At 44.6% G+C, this 18,322-nt stretch carries 22 protein-coding genes; 12 read left to right on the top strand and 10 right to left on the bottom strand.

Annotation, left to right across the window (positions count from 1 at the left end; genetic code table 11):
• Nucleotides 1-30: 30 nt before the first annotated feature.
• The 3 genes from BP27_RS0106870 to BP27_RS0106860 all read right to left on the bottom strand — a co-directional run bounded on the left by BP27_RS0106870 (nt 31) and on the right by BP27_RS0106860 (nt 3,363).
• Nucleotides 31-1,623: an ABC-F family ATPase gene (locus BP27_RS0106870; RefSeq protein ID WP_027850920.1), complete on the bottom strand. Its 1,593-nt coding sequence runs from the start codon at nt 1,621-1,623 to the stop codon at nt 31-33.
• 127 nt (nt 1,624-1,750) lie between these two features.
• Nucleotides 1,751-2,593, bottom strand: coding sequence for a serine O-acetyltransferase (cysE, locus tag BP27_RS15535; protein ID WP_051610424.1), 843 nt, complete (start codon nt 2,591-2,593; stop codon nt 1,751-1,753).
• On the bottom strand, nt 2,593-3,363 hold the full coding sequence (locus tag BP27_RS0106860; protein WP_027850919.1) for an RNA methyltransferase: 771 nt from the start codon (nt 3,361-3,363) through the stop codon (nt 2,593-2,595). Before BP27_RS0106860 ends, cysE begins: the two co-directional genes overlap by 1 nt.
• Nucleotides 3,364-3,464: 101 nt before the next feature.
• On the opposite strand from BP27_RS0106860, the gene BP27_RS0106855 reads away from it, so the two are divergent.
• From BP27_RS0106855 to BP27_RS0106820, 8 genes are all read left to right on the top strand, one after another.
• Nucleotides 3,465-4,244, top strand: a complete 780-nt coding sequence (locus tag BP27_RS0106855) for an inositol monophosphatase family protein (protein WP_027850918.1) — start codon at nt 3,465-3,467, stop codon at nt 4,242-4,244.
• Nucleotides 4,245-4,457: 213 nt separating this feature from the next.
• The gene (locus BP27_RS0106850; protein ID WP_027850917.1) at nt 4,458-5,456 is read left to right on the top strand and encodes an iron ABC transporter substrate-binding protein; all 999 of its coding nucleotides are present in this window, start codon (nt 4,458-4,460) and stop codon (nt 5,454-5,456) included.
• A 61-nt stretch (nt 5,457-5,517) separates the two neighbouring features.
• On the top strand, nt 5,518-6,318 hold the full coding sequence (locus tag BP27_RS0106845; RefSeq protein WP_027850916.1) for a DUF3450 domain-containing protein: 801 nt from the start codon (nt 5,518-5,520) through the stop codon (nt 6,316-6,318).
• A complete protein-coding gene (locus tag BP27_RS15530; RefSeq protein ID WP_051610423.1) occupies nt 6,315-7,736 on the top strand; it encodes a MotA/TolQ/ExbB proton channel family protein in 1,422 nt (473 codons plus the stop codon). Before BP27_RS0106845 ends, BP27_RS15530 begins: the two co-directional genes overlap by 4 nt.
• Nucleotides 7,733-8,188, top strand: coding sequence for a MotA/TolQ/ExbB proton channel family protein (locus BP27_RS16725; RefSeq protein ID WP_051610422.1), 456 nt, complete (start codon nt 7,733-7,735; stop codon nt 8,186-8,188). The genes BP27_RS15530 and BP27_RS16725 overlap by 4 nt, the downstream gene beginning before the upstream one ends.
• Nucleotides 8,189-8,233: 45 nt before the next feature.
• Nucleotides 8,234-8,641 carry an ExbD/TolR family protein gene (locus BP27_RS0106830; protein WP_211251295.1) on the top strand — a complete coding sequence of 136 codons (408 nt, stop codon included), beginning with the start codon at nt 8,234-8,236 and terminating at the stop codon, nt 8,639-8,641.
• Between the two features lie 72 nt (nt 8,642-8,713).
• The gene (locus BP27_RS0106825; protein WP_027850914.1) at nt 8,714-9,358 is read left to right on the top strand and encodes a TonB family protein; all 645 of its coding nucleotides are present in this window, start codon (nt 8,714-8,716) and stop codon (nt 9,356-9,358) included.
• Nucleotides 9,358-10,551: a tetratricopeptide repeat protein gene (locus BP27_RS0106820; RefSeq protein WP_027850913.1), complete on the top strand. Its 1,194-nt coding sequence runs from the start codon at nt 9,358-9,360 to the stop codon at nt 10,549-10,551. Before BP27_RS0106825 ends, BP27_RS0106820 begins: the two co-directional genes overlap by 1 nt.
• A 56-nt stretch (nt 10,552-10,607) precedes the next feature.
• Here the strand turns inward: BP27_RS0106820 and BP27_RS0106815 are convergent, their stop codons facing one another.
• The 4 genes from BP27_RS0106815 to BP27_RS0106800 form a co-directional block, all read right to left on the bottom strand.
• On the bottom strand, nt 10,608-11,327 hold the full coding sequence (locus BP27_RS0106815) for an SIMPL domain-containing protein (protein ID WP_027850912.1): 720 nt from the start codon (nt 11,325-11,327) through the stop codon (nt 10,608-10,610).
• A gap of 74 nt (nt 11,328-11,401) precedes the next feature.
• Nucleotides 11,402-11,782, bottom strand: coding sequence for a helix-turn-helix domain-containing protein (locus tag BP27_RS0106810; RefSeq protein ID WP_027850911.1), 381 nt, complete (start codon nt 11,780-11,782; stop codon nt 11,402-11,404).
• A gap of 8 nt (nt 11,783-11,790) precedes the next feature.
• Entirely contained in the window at nt 11,791-12,075 is a 285-nt protein-coding gene (locus tag BP27_RS0106805; protein WP_027850910.1) for a type II toxin-antitoxin system HigB family toxin, read from the bottom strand.
• Nucleotides 12,076-12,154: 79 nt separating this feature from the next.
• Complete coding sequence (locus BP27_RS0106800) at nt 12,155-12,940, bottom strand: TSUP family transporter (protein WP_027850909.1); 786 nt, start codon at nt 12,938-12,940, stop codon at nt 12,155-12,157.
• A 108-nt stretch (nt 12,941-13,048) separates the two neighbouring features.
• On the opposite strand from BP27_RS0106800, the gene frdA reads away from it, so the two are divergent.
• From frdA to frdD, 4 genes are read left to right on the top strand one after another with little or no spacing between them, the layout of a single operon-like run.
• A complete protein-coding gene (gene frdA, locus BP27_RS0106795; protein ID WP_027850908.1) occupies nt 13,049-14,836 on the top strand; it encodes a fumarate reductase (quinol) flavoprotein subunit in 1,788 nt (595 codons plus the stop codon).
• Nucleotides 14,836-15,573 (top strand): succinate dehydrogenase/fumarate reductase iron-sulfur subunit, encoded by a 738-nt coding sequence (locus BP27_RS0106790; RefSeq protein ID WP_027850907.1) that lies wholly within the window; start codon nt 14,836-14,838, stop codon nt 15,571-15,573. Before frdA ends, BP27_RS0106790 begins: the two co-directional genes overlap by 1 nt.
• Entirely contained in the window at nt 15,570-15,947 is a 378-nt protein-coding gene (locus tag BP27_RS0106785) for a succinate dehydrogenase/fumarate reductase transmembrane subunit (RefSeq protein WP_027850906.1), read from the top strand. Before BP27_RS0106790 ends, BP27_RS0106785 begins: the two co-directional genes overlap by 4 nt.
• A gap of 3 nt (nt 15,948-15,950) precedes the next feature.
• The gene (frdD, locus tag BP27_RS0106780; protein ID WP_027850905.1) at nt 15,951-16,310 is read left to right on the top strand and encodes a fumarate reductase subunit FrdD; all 360 of its coding nucleotides are present in this window, start codon (nt 15,951-15,953) and stop codon (nt 16,308-16,310) included.
• On the opposite strand, the gene BP27_RS0106775 is transcribed toward frdD, so the two are convergent.
• Genes BP27_RS0106775 through BP27_RS0106765 form a run of 3 tightly spaced genes read right to left on the bottom strand, consistent with a single transcriptional unit; the run spans nt 16,307 to nt 18,321 of the window.
• The gene (locus BP27_RS0106775; RefSeq protein WP_027850904.1) at nt 16,307-16,789 is read right to left on the bottom strand and encodes an acyl-CoA thioesterase; all 483 of its coding nucleotides are present in this window, start codon (nt 16,787-16,789) and stop codon (nt 16,307-16,309) included. The genes frdD and BP27_RS0106775 overlap by 4 nt on opposite strands.
• A gap of 9 nt (nt 16,790-16,798) precedes the next feature.
• Nucleotides 16,799-17,512 carry an NAD-dependent deacylase gene (locus BP27_RS0106770; protein ID WP_027850903.1) on the bottom strand — a complete coding sequence of 238 codons (714 nt, stop codon included), beginning with the start codon at nt 17,510-17,512 and terminating at the stop codon, nt 16,799-16,801.
• Between the two features lie 14 nt (nt 17,513-17,526).
• Nucleotides 17,527-18,321: an ABC transporter ATP-binding protein gene (locus BP27_RS0106765; protein WP_027850902.1), complete on the bottom strand. Its 795-nt coding sequence runs from the start codon at nt 18,319-18,321 to the stop codon at nt 17,527-17,529.
• Between the last annotated feature and the right edge of the window lies 1 nt (nt 18,322).

The following is an 18,322-nucleotide window of genomic DNA, read 5'->3' as shown; positions in this document are numbered from 1 at the left end:
GGTGATTCGATTATGCAAAGACCACGTGTTTTAGTCAAGTAATGACTGGCTACGCAGATAATCTTCGTAAGTGCCGTTAAAGTCGACTATGCCGGTTGCAGTTAATTCAATAATGCGTGTAGCTAAGGAAGAAACAAACTCTCGGTCATGGCTTACAAACAAAAGTGTGCCTGAGTAGTTTTCTAATGCCAGGTTTAGTGACTCAATGGACTCCATATCTAAGTGGTTGGTGGGTTCATCCATCACCATAATGTTTGGCTTTTGTAGCATTAGCTTGCCAAACATCATGCGCCCTTGCTCACCACCCGAGATAACGCCTACTTTCTTGTCGATTTCTTTTTGAGAAAACAACAAGCGACCTAAGGTGCCACGAATCACCTGCTCGTCATCGCCTTCTTGCCCGCAAGCGGCCATCCAATCATAGAGGGTCACTGGCTCGGCAAATTCATGGGCATGGTCTTGAGCGTAATAGCCAATGTTGGCATTTTCAGACCATTTCACCTTGCCTTGGCTAGGCTCTAACTCGCCCACCAAGCATTTAAGCAGGGTTGTTTTACCTATACCGTTAGGGCCAATAATGGCAATACGCTCTCCTACGTTCACCTGCAGGTTAAAATCACGAAAAAGCTCTTCATCAAAAGATTTCGCCAAGCCTTCCACTTCTAACGCTATACGGTGCAGCTTTTTTTCTTGCTCAAAACGAATAAAAGGGCTTTGGCGGCTAGAGGGTTTAATTTCATCTAGCTGAATTTTACCTATTTGCCTAGCACGTGAAGTGGCCTGCTTAGACTTAGATGCATTGGCTGAGAAGCGGCTAACAAAAGCTTTTAAGTCTGCAATCTGGGCTTTCTTTTTAGCATTATCTGCCTGCATTTGTTCACGCGCTTGGGTTGAAGCGGTCATGTATTCGTCGTAGTTACCGTGATATAAACGCAGCTCGCCGTAATCCATATCAGCCATGTGGGTGCACACACTGTTTAAAAAGTGACGGTCATGCGAAATAATAATCATCGTGCAGCTACGCTGATTTAAAATGCCTTCTAACCAACGAATGGTATTAATGTCCAAGTTGTTGGTTGGCTCATCTAACAGCAGAATTTCTGGGTCAGAAAACAATGCCTGCGCCAGCAAAACACGCAGCTTAAAACCAGGCGCTATTTCACTCATCAAACCAAAATGCTGCTCTACAGGAATGCCCACACCAATTAACAGCTCACCCGCACGAGATTCAGCGGTATAGCCATCCATTTCTGCAAACTCGCCTTCTAGTTCACCGGCACGAATACCGTCTTCTTCGGTCATTTCAGGGTTGGAATAAATAGCGTCACGCTCTTGCTTAACCGTCCAGAGTTCTTCATGTCCCATAATAACCGTGTCGATAACGCTAAACGCTTCATAGGCAAACTGATCTTGGCGTAGTTTACCTAGGCGCTCATTAGGGTCTTTAGAAACATTGCCGGCGGTTGGCTCTAAATCACCACCTAAAATTTTCATAAAGGTGGTTTTACCCGAGCCATTGGCACCGATAAGGCCGTAGCGGTTACCGTTACCAAATTTAACGGATACATTTTCAAACAGTGGCTTAGCGCCAAACTGCATGGTGATATTTGCAGTGGTTAACAAGGGAGTTTACTCAATTTGTGTGAAAGAAATTAACAAGGAAAAAGTTAATAAGACAGGAAAACTGGCGGCGCATTATGACACAGCCCAGCCAGTTACCAAAACAGACCCGGTTGTTTTAAGTTTAAGATTAGCTTTCAGAGGAAGGCTTGGCTTTACCTGTTTCTAAATCATCTAGCTGACAGTCCTCTACTGCTTCTTCTAAGTCTGCTAGGTCATCGATGGGTAAATCAGGCATTTCTACTGCCTTAAAGTTTTTATCTAAGCGCTGCAAGGCTTGGCACATCTTATCCATACGACCATCCATTAAATACAGGTGATCTAGCAAACCGCGAATCGACTTAGCCACTGGGTCGGGCATTTCTTCACTAATACCATAGGCATCAAACCCATAACGCTTTTGTGCCGCTGCTCTTAATTCTGGGTCTATTTGCAGGTCTTCTTCTGGCTCATCTGGTTGGCTGCGCAAAACAATGCGCCCCGGAATACCCACCACCGTTGCGCCAGCTGGCACTTCTTTATTCACTACCGCATTTGAGCCAATTTTAGCGCCAGCACCCACCGTAAAAGGGCCAAGAATTTTTGCACCCGCACCCACAATAACGCCATCTTCTAAAGTGGGGTGACGTTTACCTTTATTCCAACTGGTGCCGCCCAAGGTAACTCCATGATAAAGGGTGACATCGTTACCTATTTCTGCGGTTTCACCTATCACTACACCCATGCCATGGTCGATAAAAAAACGCCGACCAATTTTTGCGCCCGGGTGAATTTCTATACCCGTAAACCAACGTGCAAAGGTAGAAAACCAACGTGCCAGCCACTTAGCGCCTTTATTCCACAACCAATGATTACAACGATGAAATAATAAAGCATGTAAACCTGGGTAGGTGGTTAACACTTCAAACCAATTGCGGGCGGCTGGGTCACGCTTGAACACGCTGGCAATATCTTCACGCACTTGCTTAAACATTACTGACTCTCGGATGATTTTTTAGCGGCTTTTTGCGTAGCAGTTAAAATACCACGCAGCATATTAACTTCCATAGTATCAGGCCTAGCGCGCATATAAAGGCGGCGTAAACGGCTCATTAATTGCCGAGGCTTATTAGGATCATGGAAATCTATTTCAATTAAGGTTTTTTCTAGGTGCTCAAAATAGTGCTCTAAGGCCTCACCACTGGCAAAAGGCACATCCCATTCTGTACCAAAGGGTAGCTCTTCTGCTGGGCTAGAGTTTTCTTGGCTGGCTAGCACCGCCATACGCAACTCATAACTTAACACCTGCACCGCAGCAGCAAGGTTAAGTGAACTAAAATCTGGGTTACAGGGTATATGCACATGCAAATGGCACAGGTGAAGTTCTTCATTACTTAACCCTCTATCTTCTCGCCCAAAGACTAAAGCAATGCGGTGTTCACTATGCACTAATTCTTCTTCTAACCTACCAGCTAATTCTCGCGGGTTTAACAACGGCCAAGGCAAATGACGAGAACGGGCGCTACTACCTGCCACCAGGGTGCAGTCAGCAACCGCAGCTTCTAAGCTCGCATAGATTTGTACATTATCTAAAATATCCGTAGCACCTACGCTACGCAAAACGGCTTCTGGGTGCGGAAACTGAGCACGCGGTGCAACCAAGCAAAGCTCGGCAAGCCCCATATTTTTCATGGCACGGGCAACACCGCCAATATTGCCTGGGTGAGAGGTGCCTACCAATACTATTTTTATTGCCTTCAGCATAAATTTTTCTCTAAAAACTGGGTTCTTGCTGCTTGTTATTACACGAAAAGGGGCTATCATACTCCCCCCAAACGTTCCTTAACAATTATGATCGGTGAAACATGCACCCAACTATCCAATTGGCGCTACGTGCTGTGCGCAGCGTTGACGAGCACTATGAATATGTTGCTGAGCGTTTAGACTTAGCACGTGTAGACAATACCCTTGCAGAATTACTCAATAACTGTGGTTGGCGTGTAGAGCAAGCAATAGAGCGGCAGCTCGTTAGAGCTCACCCAGATGCTTCGTTTCAAGGTCGTAATATTCAGCTAAAAGGTAGCGGCGAAATGACCTGGGCAGTGAACCCACTGCTAGGTTATGAAAACCTAGGTCGTGCCTACCCTGCTTATGGTATTTCTGTTGCCATCTACCTTAAAGAAAAACTAGAACACGTTATTATATTTAACCCTGCCACCGAGCAAGAATTTATTGCTAGTCGTGGTCGTGGTGCTACGCTTAATGGCCGCCGTATTCGTGTAACCTCTGGCTGGAAAGCCGACAAAGCTACCCTAGCCTTTCCTTTACCTGCAACAAAAATGCGCGAACAATTGCTGCCTGTTTATAGCAACCTAGTAGCTAACCTAGCCGTTAAAGACTTAATCACAAGCAGCTGTACGGCTTTAGATATTTGCGCCATTGCTGCTGGCCAGTTAGATGCGGGTATCTTTTTAGGAGCAGATGAAGCGGAACTAGCCCCTGCTTTATTAGTGTTAAAAGAAGCTGGCGGTTTGTACGGTGATTTAACCGGCGCACCTGCTTTAGATAAAGAAGGGCGTTTATTAGTAACCAACCCCAAGGCTTTTCGTCAGTTGGTGGGTCAGCTAAAACCACATTTAATTTAAACCCTAAGCTACTAGCAGTTTTAAAAATCCCGCTTACTCAAAGTTTGCGGGATTTTTTTTGCTGGTCTTGTTGATTTTAAACAAGCTGCGACTCTTGCAGTTGGGTATAGTTATCATTTACAATGACTCTAAAGATGATAAAGAATCTCATTTCCAACTAAACTTAAAATAACCCAGCTTAAAATAACCTAGCCCCAAATTAAGGAATGCCTTATGCGTAAAAACCTCTTTGCTCCCCTAGCTCTAGTTACCAGCTTGCTAGTAGCCCCTGTTGTTTCTGCTACTTCCCTAACGCTTTATTCTGGCCGTGGTGAATCCATGGTTGAACCCATTCTTAAAGAATTTGAAAAAGAAACCGGTATTGAAGTGAATGTTCGCTATGGTGCTACTGCCCAGTTAGCGGTTCTTCTACAAGAAGAAGGTAAGCGTAGCCCTGCGGATGTGTTTTGGGGGCAAGATGCCGGTGCTATGGGTGCGGTTAGCCAAGCGGGTTTACTTGCCAAGTTGCCTAGCGATATTTACGACAAACTACCTAATATTTATAAAAGCGTAACAGGTAATTGGGTGGCTACCAGTGGCCGAGCGCGTTTATTTGTTTACTCTCCCGAGCGTTCACCTAAAGCAGAACACCCTAGCAGCGTGTTTGAAATTACCGACCAGCGCTTTAAAGGCCGTGTAGGTTGGGCACCCACTAACGGTTCTTTCCAATCTTTTGTTACCGCTATGCGTGTCGAATACGGTGATGAGCGCACCCTTGAATGGCTTAATGCTATGAAGGCCAACGGTGCTAAAACTTACCGTAACAACAGCACTCAGTTAGAAGGCATTGCCGATGGCGAAATTGATTACGGTCTAGTCAATAACTACTACCTACCTCGTTTTACTAAAGTGGATGCTAAGTTTCCTGTTAAGCAAGATTTCTTTAAAGAAGGCGATATCGGCAACCTAATGAACGTTGCTGGTGCGGGTGTGCTTAAGTCGAGCAAAAACCAAAAACATGCGGTTGAGCTATTACGCTTCTTAACCTCTAAGCATGCACAAGAATACTTTGCTTTAGAAGTCAACGAATACCCAGTGATTCCTGAGGTTTCACATAGCAGCGATGGCACTAGCTACGAAAAAGCCCTTAAAGCTAGCCCCAGCCTAGATTTAGACAAGTTAGATGATTTAGAAGGCACTTTAGCTTTATTACGCAAAGCAGGTCTTATTTAATTAAGTAGTAAACTACGGGTTAACTGGCTGTTAACCCGTATCCAGATTTGGAACACCTACCATGTATAAACAACTCGCCAGCTTAAGTGGCCTGCTTGCGGCGGTGGTTTTTTCTGCCCAGCTTCAAGCGCAACCCGATGCACCCACCAGAAAAGTTGAAGCCTCTAGTCAGCAATTAGCCGTTGATATTCAGCAAAAAGTTGATCAATTAGCTGCCCAGCGCCAAGCAGACTTTCAAGAATGGCGGCAGGTAAGGCGTGAACTGTTATTGCTAGAAGCTTACAACCAGCGCCAAGCAGATTGGAACCAGCGCCTGCAAACGCAAATTTTAAGCCTAGAAGAACAGCTGGCTAGCCTTGATTCTACCCGTGAAGGTTTAGAACCTTTGCTAGAGCAAATGGCAGAACGCTTAGGTGAGTTTATTCAACACGACCTACCCTTTAAGCAAGAAGAACGTTTATTTAAAGTGAAATCTTTAAACAACCTGTTAGCCAGAGTGGATGTAAGCCATGCAGAAAAATTGCGCCAGCTATTAACTGCATACCGCACTGAAGTTGAACAAGGCAGGGCTTTATCAGCCAGCCAAGAGTATTTACAACTCAATGACCAAGCAGAAAAAGAACGCCTAACCCTCTTACGCTTGGGCCGTATCGGGCTTTATTATTTATCAGAAGATGAACAGCGTGCTGGTTATTGGTCAGCAGCAGAACAAGCTTGGTTGCCTTTAACTTCTAAACAACGCCAACAAGTTTTATTAGGTTTAGAGCTAGAACAAGAAAGAGGCCTACCCGAATTTTTAAACTTACCTCTATCTTTACCCTTGCGAGATGCAGCAGCCAGCTCTACGGAGGCTAACCTATGAAAAAGCTTGCTAGCCTAACCTGGCTAATATTTGCGCTAATCGTTAGCAGCACCAGCTTGGCAAATCCATCAGCATCAGCACCCTCAGCAGAAAGCGCCTTGCCCGAAGATTATTGGCAAGCATTACTTAAAAAAACTCAGCATAAAAGCTTGGAGCGCAAACTGGCCGAAGAAGCTCGTTTACAATTAAACAGCCAAGAAACCCAAGCGCAGGCACAAGCCCTTGCCACCGCTAAACAGGCTTTAAAACAAGCCGAGCAGCGCCGTGCTGAATTAGAAAGTGAACAAGAACAATTAGAAACCCAGCTACAAGAAGCAGAACAACGCTTACAAATTCGTTCCACTGCTTTAGGTGAAGTGTTTGCTGTTTACCGTGAAGAAAAATCCAACCTGTTTGGCATGTTAAGTAATGCCCGTTACAGCCAGCAATACCCTGAACTAATGGCTTTTGCTAAACCTAATCAAACCGAAGAACGCCTACCTTTAATTACCGATTTTTATCAGCTTTGGCAGGCTTTACAACAAAGCTGGTTAGCCACAGGGCAGGTGGTTAACTACACAGCGCCTTGGGTTGATCAAACAGGTCAAATTCAAACTTCGCAACTCACCCGCTTAGGTGATTTGCAGCTAATGAATAACCAAGGCGTGTTACGTTTAGATGACCAAGACTTACCGTCTTTATGGTTAAAACAACCCGCTCATTTAATTAACACCAACCAAGCTTTTATTGCTGGCAAAAGTAACCTAGTTAGCCTAGACCCAGCCCGTGGTTTAACCCTTGAACTGCATAGCCGGCAACCTTCTTTATTAGAAAGAGTAAAACAAGGTGGTTTTGTTGGTTACTTAATTATTATTCTTGGCTTGGCCGGTTTGTTGGTCGCCTTTATTCAATCGCTGCGTTTATGGTTAGAAGAAAAAAGAGTGGTTAAGCAGCTAGCTCAACCTGAAGAACCACAACCCAAAAATGCCTTAGGCAGAATTTTAACAGGCATGCAAAACGCCAGCCAAGCACAAACTAACAGTGCGCCAGAAGTGTTAGAGGCCAGCCTAGACGAACTCTTAGTAAGAGAAGGTTCAGCCTTAGAAAAAGGTTTAGCCCTGGTTAAACTATTGGCTGCCATGGCACCTTTATTGGGTTTACTAGGTACAGTCACCGGTATGATAGCTACCTTCCAAGCCATTACCCTGTTTGGAACCGGCGACCCAGCCATGATGGCTTCGGGTATTTCTCAAGCCTTAGTAACTACTGTGTTAGGCCTATTAACTGCTGTGCCCCTGCTGTTAGCTCACCTGCTTTTGCAAGGCCGTTCACGCAAATTGGCTAGAATTATTGAAGCTGAAAGCTCTGCTTGGTTAGCTAAATTACTCAACCAAGCGCCAAGGGCAAGCAAACAAACCAATCAGGAAGTTAAAGCATGACAGGGTTTTTAACCCTAATGCAGCAGGGCGGCTTAATTATGTGGCTGCTGTTTATTGTGGCGGTGCTGCAGGTTTATTTATTTATGCAGCGCTGGCTAACCTGGCCAAGTTTAACCAGCCTTAAAGGGCGTTCTACTCCTAACAGCCACAGGCCACAATTAGAAAGCCATGCACAGCATTTAGCGGCGCTAAACCAATTAGAAAAAGGTTTACCCCTGCTTAAAGCCTTGGTGGTGATTACGCCTTTGCTGGGTTTAACCGGCACAGTAACCGGCATGATGCTGGTGTTTGATGGCCTAAGCCTAGGCGGTGCAGCCGACCCTCGCCGCTTATCTTCAGGCATAGCCCGTGCTATTTTGCCCACCTTTGCCAGCATGGCGGTGGTTTTATTAGGTATGTTTTTTCTTAGCTTTTGGCAACGTAGGGCACGCAAAACCCTGCAGGGTCACTAAGGTTAAAATCATTAAGGTCAGAATCATTTTTTTGAGAGGGCAATCGTGCGTAGAAGCAGCCTATTAAACCAAGAGCAGGACGATACCGAAGTTAACCTAACGCCTATGTTAGATGTGGTATTTATTCTGCTAATCTTTTTTATTGTCACCACCAGCTTTGTGCGTGAAAGCGGCATAGAGGTTGATCCACCCCAAGCCTCTACCGCTGAGGTGCAGTCGCAAGCCAGCATTTTAATTGCCATTACTGGTGAAGGTGATGTGTGGGTCGACAAACAGCCTTTAGCTTTAAGTGCTCTAGGACCAGTGGTTGCTCGCCTACAAGCAGAAAGACCACAATCCAGTGTGGTTATTCAAGCTGATAAAAGCTCGCGCTCTGGCCGCTTAGTCGAAGTGATGGATAAGCTGCGCCAAGCGGGTGTGGATAAAATAGCGCTTGCGGCACAACAGCCTTAGCTGTTAGCGACCTAGTAATAAATAGCAACTTAGTAATAACTAGCGGCTTAGTAATTAATAGAGAGATAAACCATGTTATCGCCACGCCTAATGCCCCTACTTCTATTCCCTTTAGCCTTAGCTTTATCACTGGGTTTGTTTGCTGGTTTGGGCTGGATAATTCAAGGCCCTAGCGGTGGTTTAAGTGAAAAAACCCCACGCCTAGCTTTAAACTGGGTGCAAGTAGCTGGTGACACAGAAGTGGAAACCCTTAAACCCCCACCGCCACCGCCCCCTCCACCACCGCCTGAGACTCAGCAGCAATCCACTAGCAGTAGTGCCAACCGCAGCGATTTTGCTGTTAGCAATGCTTCAAGTGACATTTCACTACCCCTGCCTTCCATCGATACTGGCTTAGCTACTAACGCAACCCCTAGCCTACAAAATTTAGGCATAGATTCTAGCGCCGATGTGCCTGTCTACCGTGAAGCCCCTCGCTACCCACGCCAAGCCATGGCTAGAAGGCAAGAAGGCTGGGTAGAGTTAGTTTTTGAAGTGGATGCCGAAGGCAAAGTATTAACCGACACCATTCGTGTGGTGGATGCACAACCCAAAAACCTATTTGACCGAGCGGCAAGGCGTGCTATTGCGCGTTGGCGTTTTGCTGCCTACGAATTAGGTGCAGGCACTAATCGCCAACTTAGACAGCGGTTAGAATTTCGTTTAGAGGGCGGCTAATGAAGCGTTTTATTCTAGCAATGGGTTTGCTTGTTTTTAGCGGTTTTATTCAAGCAGAAAGCGTGGCACTAACGCCCGTTCAGTACCAAGAATTACATAAAATTAATGAAGCCTTAGCTGCTGATTCAGCCGACTCTCAAAAAGAAGCTTTGAACTTGGGTGAAGCACTGTTTAAACAGCCCAATGGCTCACCTGAACAAGCCGCCTTTGTGAGAGCTTTTGTCGCTCGCGCTTTGGTGCAGATTTATCAGCAAAAAAACCAACCAAAAAAAGCTTTAGATCAGCTAAACAGGGTTTTAAAAGAAGATGCCGAACATTTAGATCTAGCCAGCCTACAAGCCGTGCGCTGGATAACCCTGCACCTTTTAACCGGTGAAAGCCAATACCAGGCTGCGCTAAATCTACTAAAAGTTTGGTGGCAGGATGAAGAACAACCCAGTGCCGAAGCTAACTATTTGCGGGCAGCACTTTTAGCCCAGTTAGAAAAATGGTCAGCAGCAGAGCCTTGGTTATTAGCGGCTTTAAAAATGCGCCAGCCAGATTCTTGGCTAAGCTTAGGCGTAGCGGTTTTTCAACGCCAAGAAAAGTGGGCAAAAGCGGCTAAGCTGCAACATCAACGCTTAGTGTTAGCACCAGAAAAACCACAGCTTTGGAAGCAGCTAGCGCAACTGCAGCTCTTAGCAGGGCAAGATAAACCTGCTCTAGTCACTTTAGAGCTAGCCCAAGAAAAAGGTTATTTAAACAATAAAGAACAGGTGCAATTAGCCAGACGCTTATTAGCCAACCAACAACCTTTAAGAGCAGCAGCAATTATTGAAGAACAGTTAGCGAATAAACCTGACAACTTAAAATTAAATAAATTAGCAGCTCAAGCTTGGCTACAAACCAGCAACCAAGATTCTACTCAACAGGCTTTAGAGCGCCTAGCTAAGCTTGGCCAAAGCAATCAAGACTGGCAGCGCTTAGGTGATTGGCAATTTAGCCAAGGCAACTGGCAAGCAGCTATAGATGCTTGGCTTAAAGTGACTGACCAGCCAGAAGGCAAACACAAGGCAAGGTTAGAACTATTAATCGCCAATGCTTATATAGAAATGCAAGAATACGACCTAGCCAAAACCCTGTTAGAAAACCTACTCGCCAGCAATGAAGCCGACACAGCCAAACAATGGCTTAACTATTTAAAGGCGCTTTAAGCTAACTACTTTAAAAACGCTGCTAAAAGCCATATCCAAGGTTTAGGTGTTTAAAGTCAATCTGATAAATAGTATTCCACTGTTGAAACGACTCTCACTTTTTTAATGTGTGGGTTGTTTCTATCTCTTGGGCTAATACTAAACTGACCTTGGGAAGCTTGCTTAATTTTGCCCAGTTTACTGTCAGAGTCTTTTGCAAATTTCTCAGCCACTTCTCTGGCTTGCCTAGTGGCTTCTTCAACCATATCGGGCTTAATTTCATTTAAGCTGGTGAAAATATATTCAGTTTGTGCTTCATAGTTACCACTGGTAAAAACGATACCTTGTTTGCCTAGCTCAGATAACTGGCTCATAACAGAACGCACCGCAGCGATATTTTCTGAATAAACGGTTACGGTTTGCAGGGCAGTGTAACGAAATTCAGCTTTTTCATTGCCACCCCATTGCTGGGCAGACTTATCGGTTATTGTGGGCGAAGAGTAGGTGATTTCATCGGCAGCGATACCGCTATCAATTAAAAACTGCTTTATTTTTAAAGTGTTTTTTTCTGTTTGGTTATACAAGGCTTCTAGGTTGTTACCCGCTGCACTAAATTGAATGGGCCATAAAACAATATCAGAGCTAACTTCTCGCTCAGACAAACCTTTTACCTTTACGCTTCTTTCGTATTGCTTAACTTTAATAGCTGCATTGCCCAGCTGAAAGCCCAACACAGCTAAACCTAGGGCTATCAATAGGCCTAACAAAAATGCACCGCGTGTATTACTTTTTATCACTGTATTTACCTCTACTACTTGGTTAAAAATATTCGAAGGGTTGCGATGCTTACAATTACCCAAGCCCGCACTTCTTAAATAACTTTTTGGGATGGAGCTTGAATTAAAATACTCGCAGAAATATTCATGCCTTCGCTTAGTCTACGAATCATGTTGAGGCTTAGATTACGAGTACCATTTAAAACCTCAGAAACTTTAGATGCTGAGCCTATATAAGGCACTAAGTCTTTGTTTCTTAACCCCTGTTGCTCCATACGGAATTTAATTGCTTCAATAGGGTCAGGCTTATTTATTGGAAATGCCTCTTCTTCATATTTTTCGATCAGCACTGCTAAAACCTCCATTTCATCGGCTTTAGCAGTGTTAGGCTCTGGGTTCAATTCCATCAAAGACAATAAGTGTTCTAGTGCTTGCTCATGGTCTTGCGGTGATTTTATTAATTTAATGTGTGTCATAAAACCTCCTAAAAATTTTGCTTGTCATACTGGGCATGAGTTCCCACCCATAGAACAACAGCAATACCATTTTGATACCTTACTTTTATAACTAATCGGTAATGATTGCCCTTAATATTAAAAATAACCCGATTACCATCCAGAAAATCTGCGCTAGAGTAACGGTTTTTAATATCCTGAGGCGTTTTCCATGTAGCATTTTGAGCTTCAGCGACCCAAGCCTCTAATGCAGACTTTGCATTTGCGTGCTTTTTATAAAACTTGATTAGCTTATCTTTCCCTAAGACTTTCATAATACCTCGAAGTTCCCTATTAGGGAACAATGCGCTTTACTGCTGCCTTTAGCAAAGGCTTATTAAATCATTTTAACCTCTATACCCCCAACCAATGCTGCCAGGCTAATCGTGCTGCTAAGGCCATAACCACTAAAATAAACACGGGGCGAATTAACTTGTTGCCGCCACCTATGGCAACTTTTGCACCCACTGTAGCACCTAACATAAGTGCTGCGCCCATACCCAAGCCAACGGCCCAAGCAACATTACCACTAATAACAAACATGCTGAGTGCTGCGCCATTGCTTACAAAGTTCATGGAGCGAGCAACACCACTGGCACGCAGTAAGTCAAGGGGATAAAGCATAAGGCTGCTGACTGTCCAAAAAGCACCAGTACCCGGCCCTGCTACGCCATCATAAAAACCCAAACCTAAACCTTGCGGCCACTGGCGAGTGGTTTTAATAATGGGCTTTTCTTCTTCATTATTAGCTTTTGGTGTAGGGCCAAAAAGTAAATAGGCAGCACAAGCAAATACCACTAGAGGTAGCATTTGGTTTAACCATTGCGCTGGTAATTGCTGTGCCAAAACTGCCCCTAGTATTGCGCCTATTCCAGTTGCCCATAAACCTCGCTGCCACTGTTTAGGATCAAACAAACCTTTGCGATAAAATGCCAAACTAGCCGTTGCAGAACCAAAGGTGGCACAGAGTTTATTAGTTCCTAAAACTAGGTGGGGCGGCAAGCCTGCCATTAGTAAAGCAGGAATAGTTAATAAACCACCGCCACCGGCAATAGCATCAATAAACCCTGCAATAAAGGCTACAGTAATTAAAATAAGTAGAATAGGCGGCTCGGCAACCAAATTAAGTGTTAAAGACATAACCACCTTCAGCTGTAATGTAAAAAAGTTTAAGCTTTATAGCACGTTTGGTTGTGAACAAAAATTCAGGGTAGTATTAACCTATTAAAACCATTTCAAGGATGTGCAATGCAACAGTCTGATTTTGATATTTTAGTTGTTGGCGGTGGTGGTGCAGGCTTACGTGCCAGTATTGCTGCAGCTGAAAAATCCCCCCACTTAAACATAGGCTTGGTTTCTAAAGTTTATCCTATGCGCTCGCATACAGTTGCTGCCGAAGGCGGTGCAGCAGCCGTTACGCTAGAGAAAGACAGTTTTCAGGCGCATATTGAAGACACAGTGATGGGCAGTGATTGGTTAGCAGAGCAAGGGGTGGTGGATTATTTTGTTCGTCATGCTTATCAAGAACTGGTGCAGATGGAGCATTGGGGTTGCCCTTGGAGCCGTAAAGAAGATGGCACAATTCAGGTTAGGCGTTTTGGTGGTATGAAGGTTGAGCGCACTTGGTTTGCTGCCGATAAAACTGGCTTCCACATGCTGCATACTCTTTACCAAACTTCTTTAAAGTATTCGCAAATTCAGCGTTTAGATGAATTTTTTGTTCTCGATTTATTGGTGGTTGATGCAGCTGTGGCTGGAGTTATAGCCATAGAAGTGGCAACAGGGGAACTTCACCTACTTAGAGCTAAATCGGTTATTTTAGCAACCGGGGGTGCTGGGCGTTTATTCCGTTTTAATACCAATGGCGGCATAGTTACCGGTGATGGCATGGCCCTAGCTTACCGCAAGGGTGTTGCTTTAAGGGATATGGAGTTTGTGCAATACCACCCCACTGGCTTACCCGGCTCAGGTATTTTAATTACCGAAGCTTCCCGTGGTGAAGGCGGTATTATGGTTAACAAAGATGGTTATCGCTACTTGCAAGACTATGGCTTAGGGCCTGAAACACCTTTAGGTAAACCTGAAAACAAATACATGGAATTAGGCCCACGCGATAAACTTTCGCAAGCTTTTTGGCAAGAACAGCAAGCTGGGCGCACGGGTAAATACGGTGACAGTGATGTGGTGTATTTAGACTTACGCCATTTGGGTGAAAAGTATCTGCAGGAGCGCCTACCCTTTATTAGTGAATTAGCTAAAGCCTTTGTCAATATCGACCCTGCCAAAGAGCCAATTCCTGTACGTCCTGCGGTTCATTATACTATGGGCGGCATAATGACCGATGCCAAGAGTGAAACCAGCATTAAAGGTTTATACGCTGCTGGCGAATGTGCATCGGTTGGTTTACATGGAGCAAATCGTTTAGGTTCTAACTCACTGACTGAGCTGTTAGTTTTTGGTCGCTTAGCGGGTGAACAAGCGGCTGAAAATGCCGATAACAAAGACTTTGCTGCTTTGCCGACCTTGCAAGAACAAGCCAAGCTAGTGCAAAAACAACTGGCAACTCTTAATGACCGCACCAGTGGTGAATCTTGGGTTGAGATTAAAAAAGAGCTGCTTAAAACCATGGAGGAAGGTTGCGGTATTTACCGCACCCAAGCTGGCATGGAAGAAACTTTGCAGACGATTCGTGAATTAAGAAAACGCTACCAAAGTGTGCATATTCAAGATAAAAGCAAAGTTTACAACACAGAGTTTTTTATGTGCCTAGAGGTAGGCTTTGGTTTAGATATTGCCGAAGCAACTTGCTTAGGTGCGTTAGAGCGTAAGGAATCACGAGGCGCACATCAGCGTTTAGATGAAGGCTGTACCAGCCGAAATGACCAAGATTTTTTACAACATAGTTTGGTTTATTACCAAGGAAAAGAAGCGGCGCGTTTAGAGTGGCAAGCGGTGGATACTTCAATTTTACCCCCTGCTGAACGTGCTTATGGTGATGCTGCAAAATCTGGCGAAGCTGCAAAAGGAGCTAAATAATGGAATTAGAAGTAACCATTCAGCGCTATTTACCAGAGCAATCTAGCGAGCCGTTTAACCAAAGCTACACTGTGCCCTACGACACCAGCACTTCGGTACTGGATGCTTTAACTTATATAAAGGAAGAGTTAGACCCAACGCTTAGCTACCGCTGGTCTTGCCGCATGGCTATTTGTGGTTCTTGCGGCATTATGCTGAATGGCAAACCTATGCTGGGCTGCAATGTGTTTTTGCGTGACTATGTGCAAACGGGCATGTTAATTGAGCCTATGGCGCACTTTCCTGTAGAGCGCGACCTTATTATTGATATGGAATCCTTCCTTACGCATTTAGAAGCCGTTAAGCCTTATCTAATCAGTAAAGACTCTAAAGAAAGCGTACAAAGTTTTGATCCTCATAACCAAACTCCACGTCAGCTAGATAAATACCAGCAGTTTTCTTCCTGTATTAACTGCGGCCTGTGCTATTCCGCTTGTCCACAATTTGGTTTAAACCCTGAGTTTATTGGCCCAGCAGCGCTTACCCTGGCACACCGCTATAACCTAGATAACCGTGATGCTGGCCAAGCAGAGCGTATGCCAATGATTAATTCAGAAGAAGGCGCTTGGAGTTGTACTTTTGTGGGTTATTGTTCTGAAGTTTGCCCTAAAAGTGTTGATCCAGCAGCAGCGGTGAACCAGTCTAAAGTGACTTCAGCTACTGATTTAATTTTCAGCCTTTTAGGAGGTCGTTCATGAGTTATCGTCCTACCCTTACGCGCACTTGGTGGCTAAAAAACACTGCATTTAAAGTTTATATGCTGCGTGAACTCACTGTTTTGCCCTTGTTGTTTTTCTTGCTTTGTTTGGTGAAAGGGCTTTATTCGCTTAGCCAAGGCGCTGAAGCTTGGTACCTTTGGCTAGCTGTCATGCAAAACCCTTTAGTTATGCTGATTAATACCCTCGCTTTGCTTGCTAGCTTGTTTCATGCCTGGACGTTTTTTCAGCTTTTTCCACGGGTTATGCCATTAGAGTTTGGCGGTAAAAAAGTTTCAGCTCCAGCATTAGTTGCTGGCCAATGGGCAGGTGTATTGGCAGTTTTTGCTTTAGTGGCTTGGTTATTTTGGGGATAAAAAATGCAGCAGAATAAACAATTAAAACGCAGTGACGAACCCATTTGGTGGGGCTTATTCAGTGCTGGTGGAGTTTGCTTTGCAGTTTTCCTGCCCAGCATTATTTTATTTTATGGACTGCTACTACCGCTTGAGCTAGTTATTTTAGACTACAAGCAAGCTAGCCAGTGGTTTTTTGGCTTTTGGGGGTTAATCTTTATTGGCGCAGTCATTATTTTCCCAGCCTTTCATAGCTTGCACCGCATACGCCATGCACTCTACGACGTAAAGTTTCAGCAAAAAACACTAATAAAATGGCTAACCATGGGCTTTGCAGGCTTGCTTAGTGCCACCAGCCTGCTTATTTGGGTAATTGGCAGTTAGTCTTTTTGTATAAGCGCTTCATAACGTTCATTAAGTTCTTGGCGAATGGTTCGACGAACTTCAGCGTTGGAGAAGCGTCTTATTTCGTCATCTGTTTTAGGGTCTAATTTAGGCACTTCAACTGGCTTACCCTTATCGTCTACAGCAACCATAGTAAAAAAGCAGCTATTAGTATGCCTAACCATTTTTTGATGGATGTCTTCGGTAATGACTTTAATGCCTATTTCCATGGAGGTGCGGCCTGTGTAGTTAACCGAAGCTAAGAAGGTAACTAGCTCACCTACATGCACTGGCTGGCGAAAGGTTACTTGATCCACCGATAGAGTAACGACATAGCAACCTGCATAACGGCTAGCGCAGGCATAGGCAACTTCATCTAGGTACTTTAATAGTGTGCCACCGTGGACGTTTCCAGAAAAGTTTGCCTTGTCTGGTGTCATTAAAATACTCATGGTTAGGGTTGGTGCATTAGGTTGCATACTTGCCTCTTAGGCTAATAAGTTTTCAAAAAAATCAGGAACTACTTCAGCAGCACTGCCTTCAATTGCTTCATCAAAGTCATGGCTGGTTTTTTCTAAATTCAATTCGACAGTTCTCGCCCCTGCTGCATTAGCTGCATCAACAAAGCCTGCGGCAGGATACACCTGACCGGAGGTACCTATGGCGACAAACAAGTCTGCATTCTCTAAAGCTTCCATGCATTCACCCATGTAATAAGGCACTTCACCAAACCAAACGATATCAGGGCGCAGCTGGTTACTTGGCTGACAACAGTTGCACTTGTCGCCTAAGTTAAGCGGACCAGTCCAGTCAATGGCTTGACCACTAGCAGGGCATAAAGCACTTTGCAGTTGGCCATGCATACTAATTAAACGCTGGCTGCCAGCCCTTTGGTGTAAGTTATCGACATTCTGGCTAATTAAAGTAAATTGCCCACCCGCAGCTAAACAAGCTAGCTCTACTTCTGCTAAGGCATAATGCCCAGGGTTAGGTTTTAGCTCAGAATCTAACAGCTGTTCACGACGTAGATTATAAAAACTTAGCACTAGCTCAGGATTTTCTGCAAAGCCTTCCGGGCTAGCTACATCTTGAATGCGATGATTTTCCCACAAGCCATCTTGGCCTCTAAAGGTGCTAATACCCGAATCGGCAGATATACCTGCACCGGTTAGTACCACAATATTTTTATATTTAAGAGTCATAACTTCCCTAATTTTTAACCCAACAACAAAGCATCATCGGTTACTTCTTCGCCTCTTACCTGCTCAAACATGGCTAGTAGGTCGGTTATCTGCATACCTTTGCGTTCTTCACCTGCAACGTCTAGCACTACCTTACCTTGGTGGAGCATCAGGGTGCGGTCACCTATATCTAGGGCTTGACGCATGCTGTGGGTCACCATCATGGTGGTGAGTTGTTTTTCTGTGACTAGGGTGTTGGTGAGTTCTAGTACAAAATCTGCGGTGCGGGGGTCAAGTGCTGCGGTGTGCTCATCAAGCAATAAAATACGTGAAGGTTGCAAGGCTGCCATTAACAAGCTGACTGCTTGGCGCTGCCCACCTGATAGTAAACCTATACGGTCGGTTAAGCGGTTTTCTAAGCCTAAGTTTAAACGGGCTAGCTGTTCTTGGTAATAGTCTCTTTGGGAGGCTTTAACAGCCCAGCTTAAACCTCGGCGGTTACCTCTTTGTTGGGCTAGCGCCATATTTTCTTCAATGGTTAAATCTTCACAAGTACCTGCCATAGGGTCTTGAAAAACGCGAGCAACTAAACCTGCTCGCTTCCATACTGGCTGATTAGCCACTTCTGTTTCATCAATTAAAATGCTGCCGCTATCTACGTCTAGGTCGCCAGAAACAGCATTTAATAGGGTAGATTTACCTGCTCCATTAGTACCTATAACCGTAACAAATTGACCCGAAGGAATGGTAACCGACAAACCTTGTAGAGCACGGGTTTCTATGGGGGTGCCGGCATTAAAGGTTATATTAAGGTTCGATGCTTTAAGCATA

The sequence above is a fragment of the Marinospirillum insulare DSM 21763 genome (assembly GCF_000686905.1).
Taxonomy (GTDB): domain Bacteria; phylum Pseudomonadota; class Gammaproteobacteria; order Pseudomonadales; family Halomonadaceae; genus Marinospirillum; species Marinospirillum insulare.
Note: the sequence above shows the minus strand (reverse complement) of the source record. Positions and strands in the feature narration are given on the sequence as shown.

Excerpts from the sequence above, each read along its gene's own strand:
- BP27_RS0106800 (WP_027850909.1), bottom strand. The coding sequence starts at position 12,940 with ATGTCTTTAACACTTAATTTGGTTGCCGAGCCGCCTATTCTACTTATT.
- BP27_RS0106785 (WP_027850906.1), top strand. The coding sequence starts at position 15,570 with ATGAGTTATCGTCCTACCCTTACGCGCACTTGGTGGCTAAAAAACACT.
- BP27_RS0106850 (WP_027850917.1), top strand. The coding sequence starts at position 4,458 with ATGCGTAAAAACCTCTTTGCTCCCCTAGCTCTAGTTACCAGCTTGCTA.
- cysE (WP_051610424.1), bottom strand. The coding sequence starts at position 2,593 with ATGTTTAAGCAAGTGCGTGAAGATATTGCCAGCGTGTTCAAGCGTGAC.
- BP27_RS0106775 (WP_027850904.1), bottom strand. The coding sequence starts at position 16,789 with ATGCAACCTAATGCACCAACCCTAACCATGAGTATTTTAATGACACCA.
- BP27_RS0106825 (WP_027850914.1), top strand. The coding sequence starts at position 8,714 with ATGTTATCGCCACGCCTAATGCCCCTACTTCTATTCCCTTTAGCCTTA.
- BP27_RS0106805 (WP_027850910.1), bottom strand. The coding sequence starts at position 12,075 with ATGAAAGTCTTAGGGAAAGATAAGCTAATCAAGTTTTATAAAAAGCAC.
- BP27_RS0106790 (WP_027850907.1), top strand. The coding sequence starts at position 14,836 with ATGGAATTAGAAGTAACCATTCAGCGCTATTTACCAGAGCAATCTAGC.
- BP27_RS0106845 (WP_027850916.1), top strand. The coding sequence starts at position 5,518 with ATGTATAAACAACTCGCCAGCTTAAGTGGCCTGCTTGCGGCGGTGGTT.
- frdD (WP_027850905.1), top strand. The coding sequence starts at position 15,951 with ATGCAGCAGAATAAACAATTAAAACGCAGTGACGAACCCATTTGGTGG.
- BP27_RS0106860 (WP_027850919.1), bottom strand. The coding sequence starts at position 3,363 with ATGCTGAAGGCAATAAAAATAGTATTGGTAGGCACCTCTCACCCAGGC.
- BP27_RS0106855 (WP_027850918.1), top strand. The coding sequence starts at position 3,465 with ATGCACCCAACTATCCAATTGGCGCTACGTGCTGTGCGCAGCGTTGAC.
- BP27_RS0106820 (WP_027850913.1), top strand. The coding sequence starts at position 9,358 with ATGAAGCGTTTTATTCTAGCAATGGGTTTGCTTGTTTTTAGCGGTTTT.
- BP27_RS0106765 (WP_027850902.1), bottom strand. The coding sequence starts at position 18,321 with ATGCTTAAAGCATCGAACCTTAATATAACCTTTAATGCCGGCACCCCC.
- frdA (WP_027850908.1), top strand. The coding sequence starts at position 13,049 with ATGCAACAGTCTGATTTTGATATTTTAGTTGTTGGCGGTGGTGGTGCA.
- BP27_RS0106770 (WP_027850903.1), bottom strand. The coding sequence starts at position 17,512 with ATGACTCTTAAATATAAAAATATTGTGGTACTAACCGGTGCAGGTATA.
- BP27_RS16725 (WP_051610422.1), top strand. The coding sequence starts at position 7,733 with ATGACAGGGTTTTTAACCCTAATGCAGCAGGGCGGCTTAATTATGTGG.
- BP27_RS15530 (WP_051610423.1), top strand. The coding sequence starts at position 6,315 with ATGAAAAAGCTTGCTAGCCTAACCTGGCTAATATTTGCGCTAATCGTT.
- BP27_RS0106810 (WP_027850911.1), bottom strand. The coding sequence starts at position 11,782 with ATGACACACATTAAATTAATAAAATCACCGCAAGACCATGAGCAAGCA.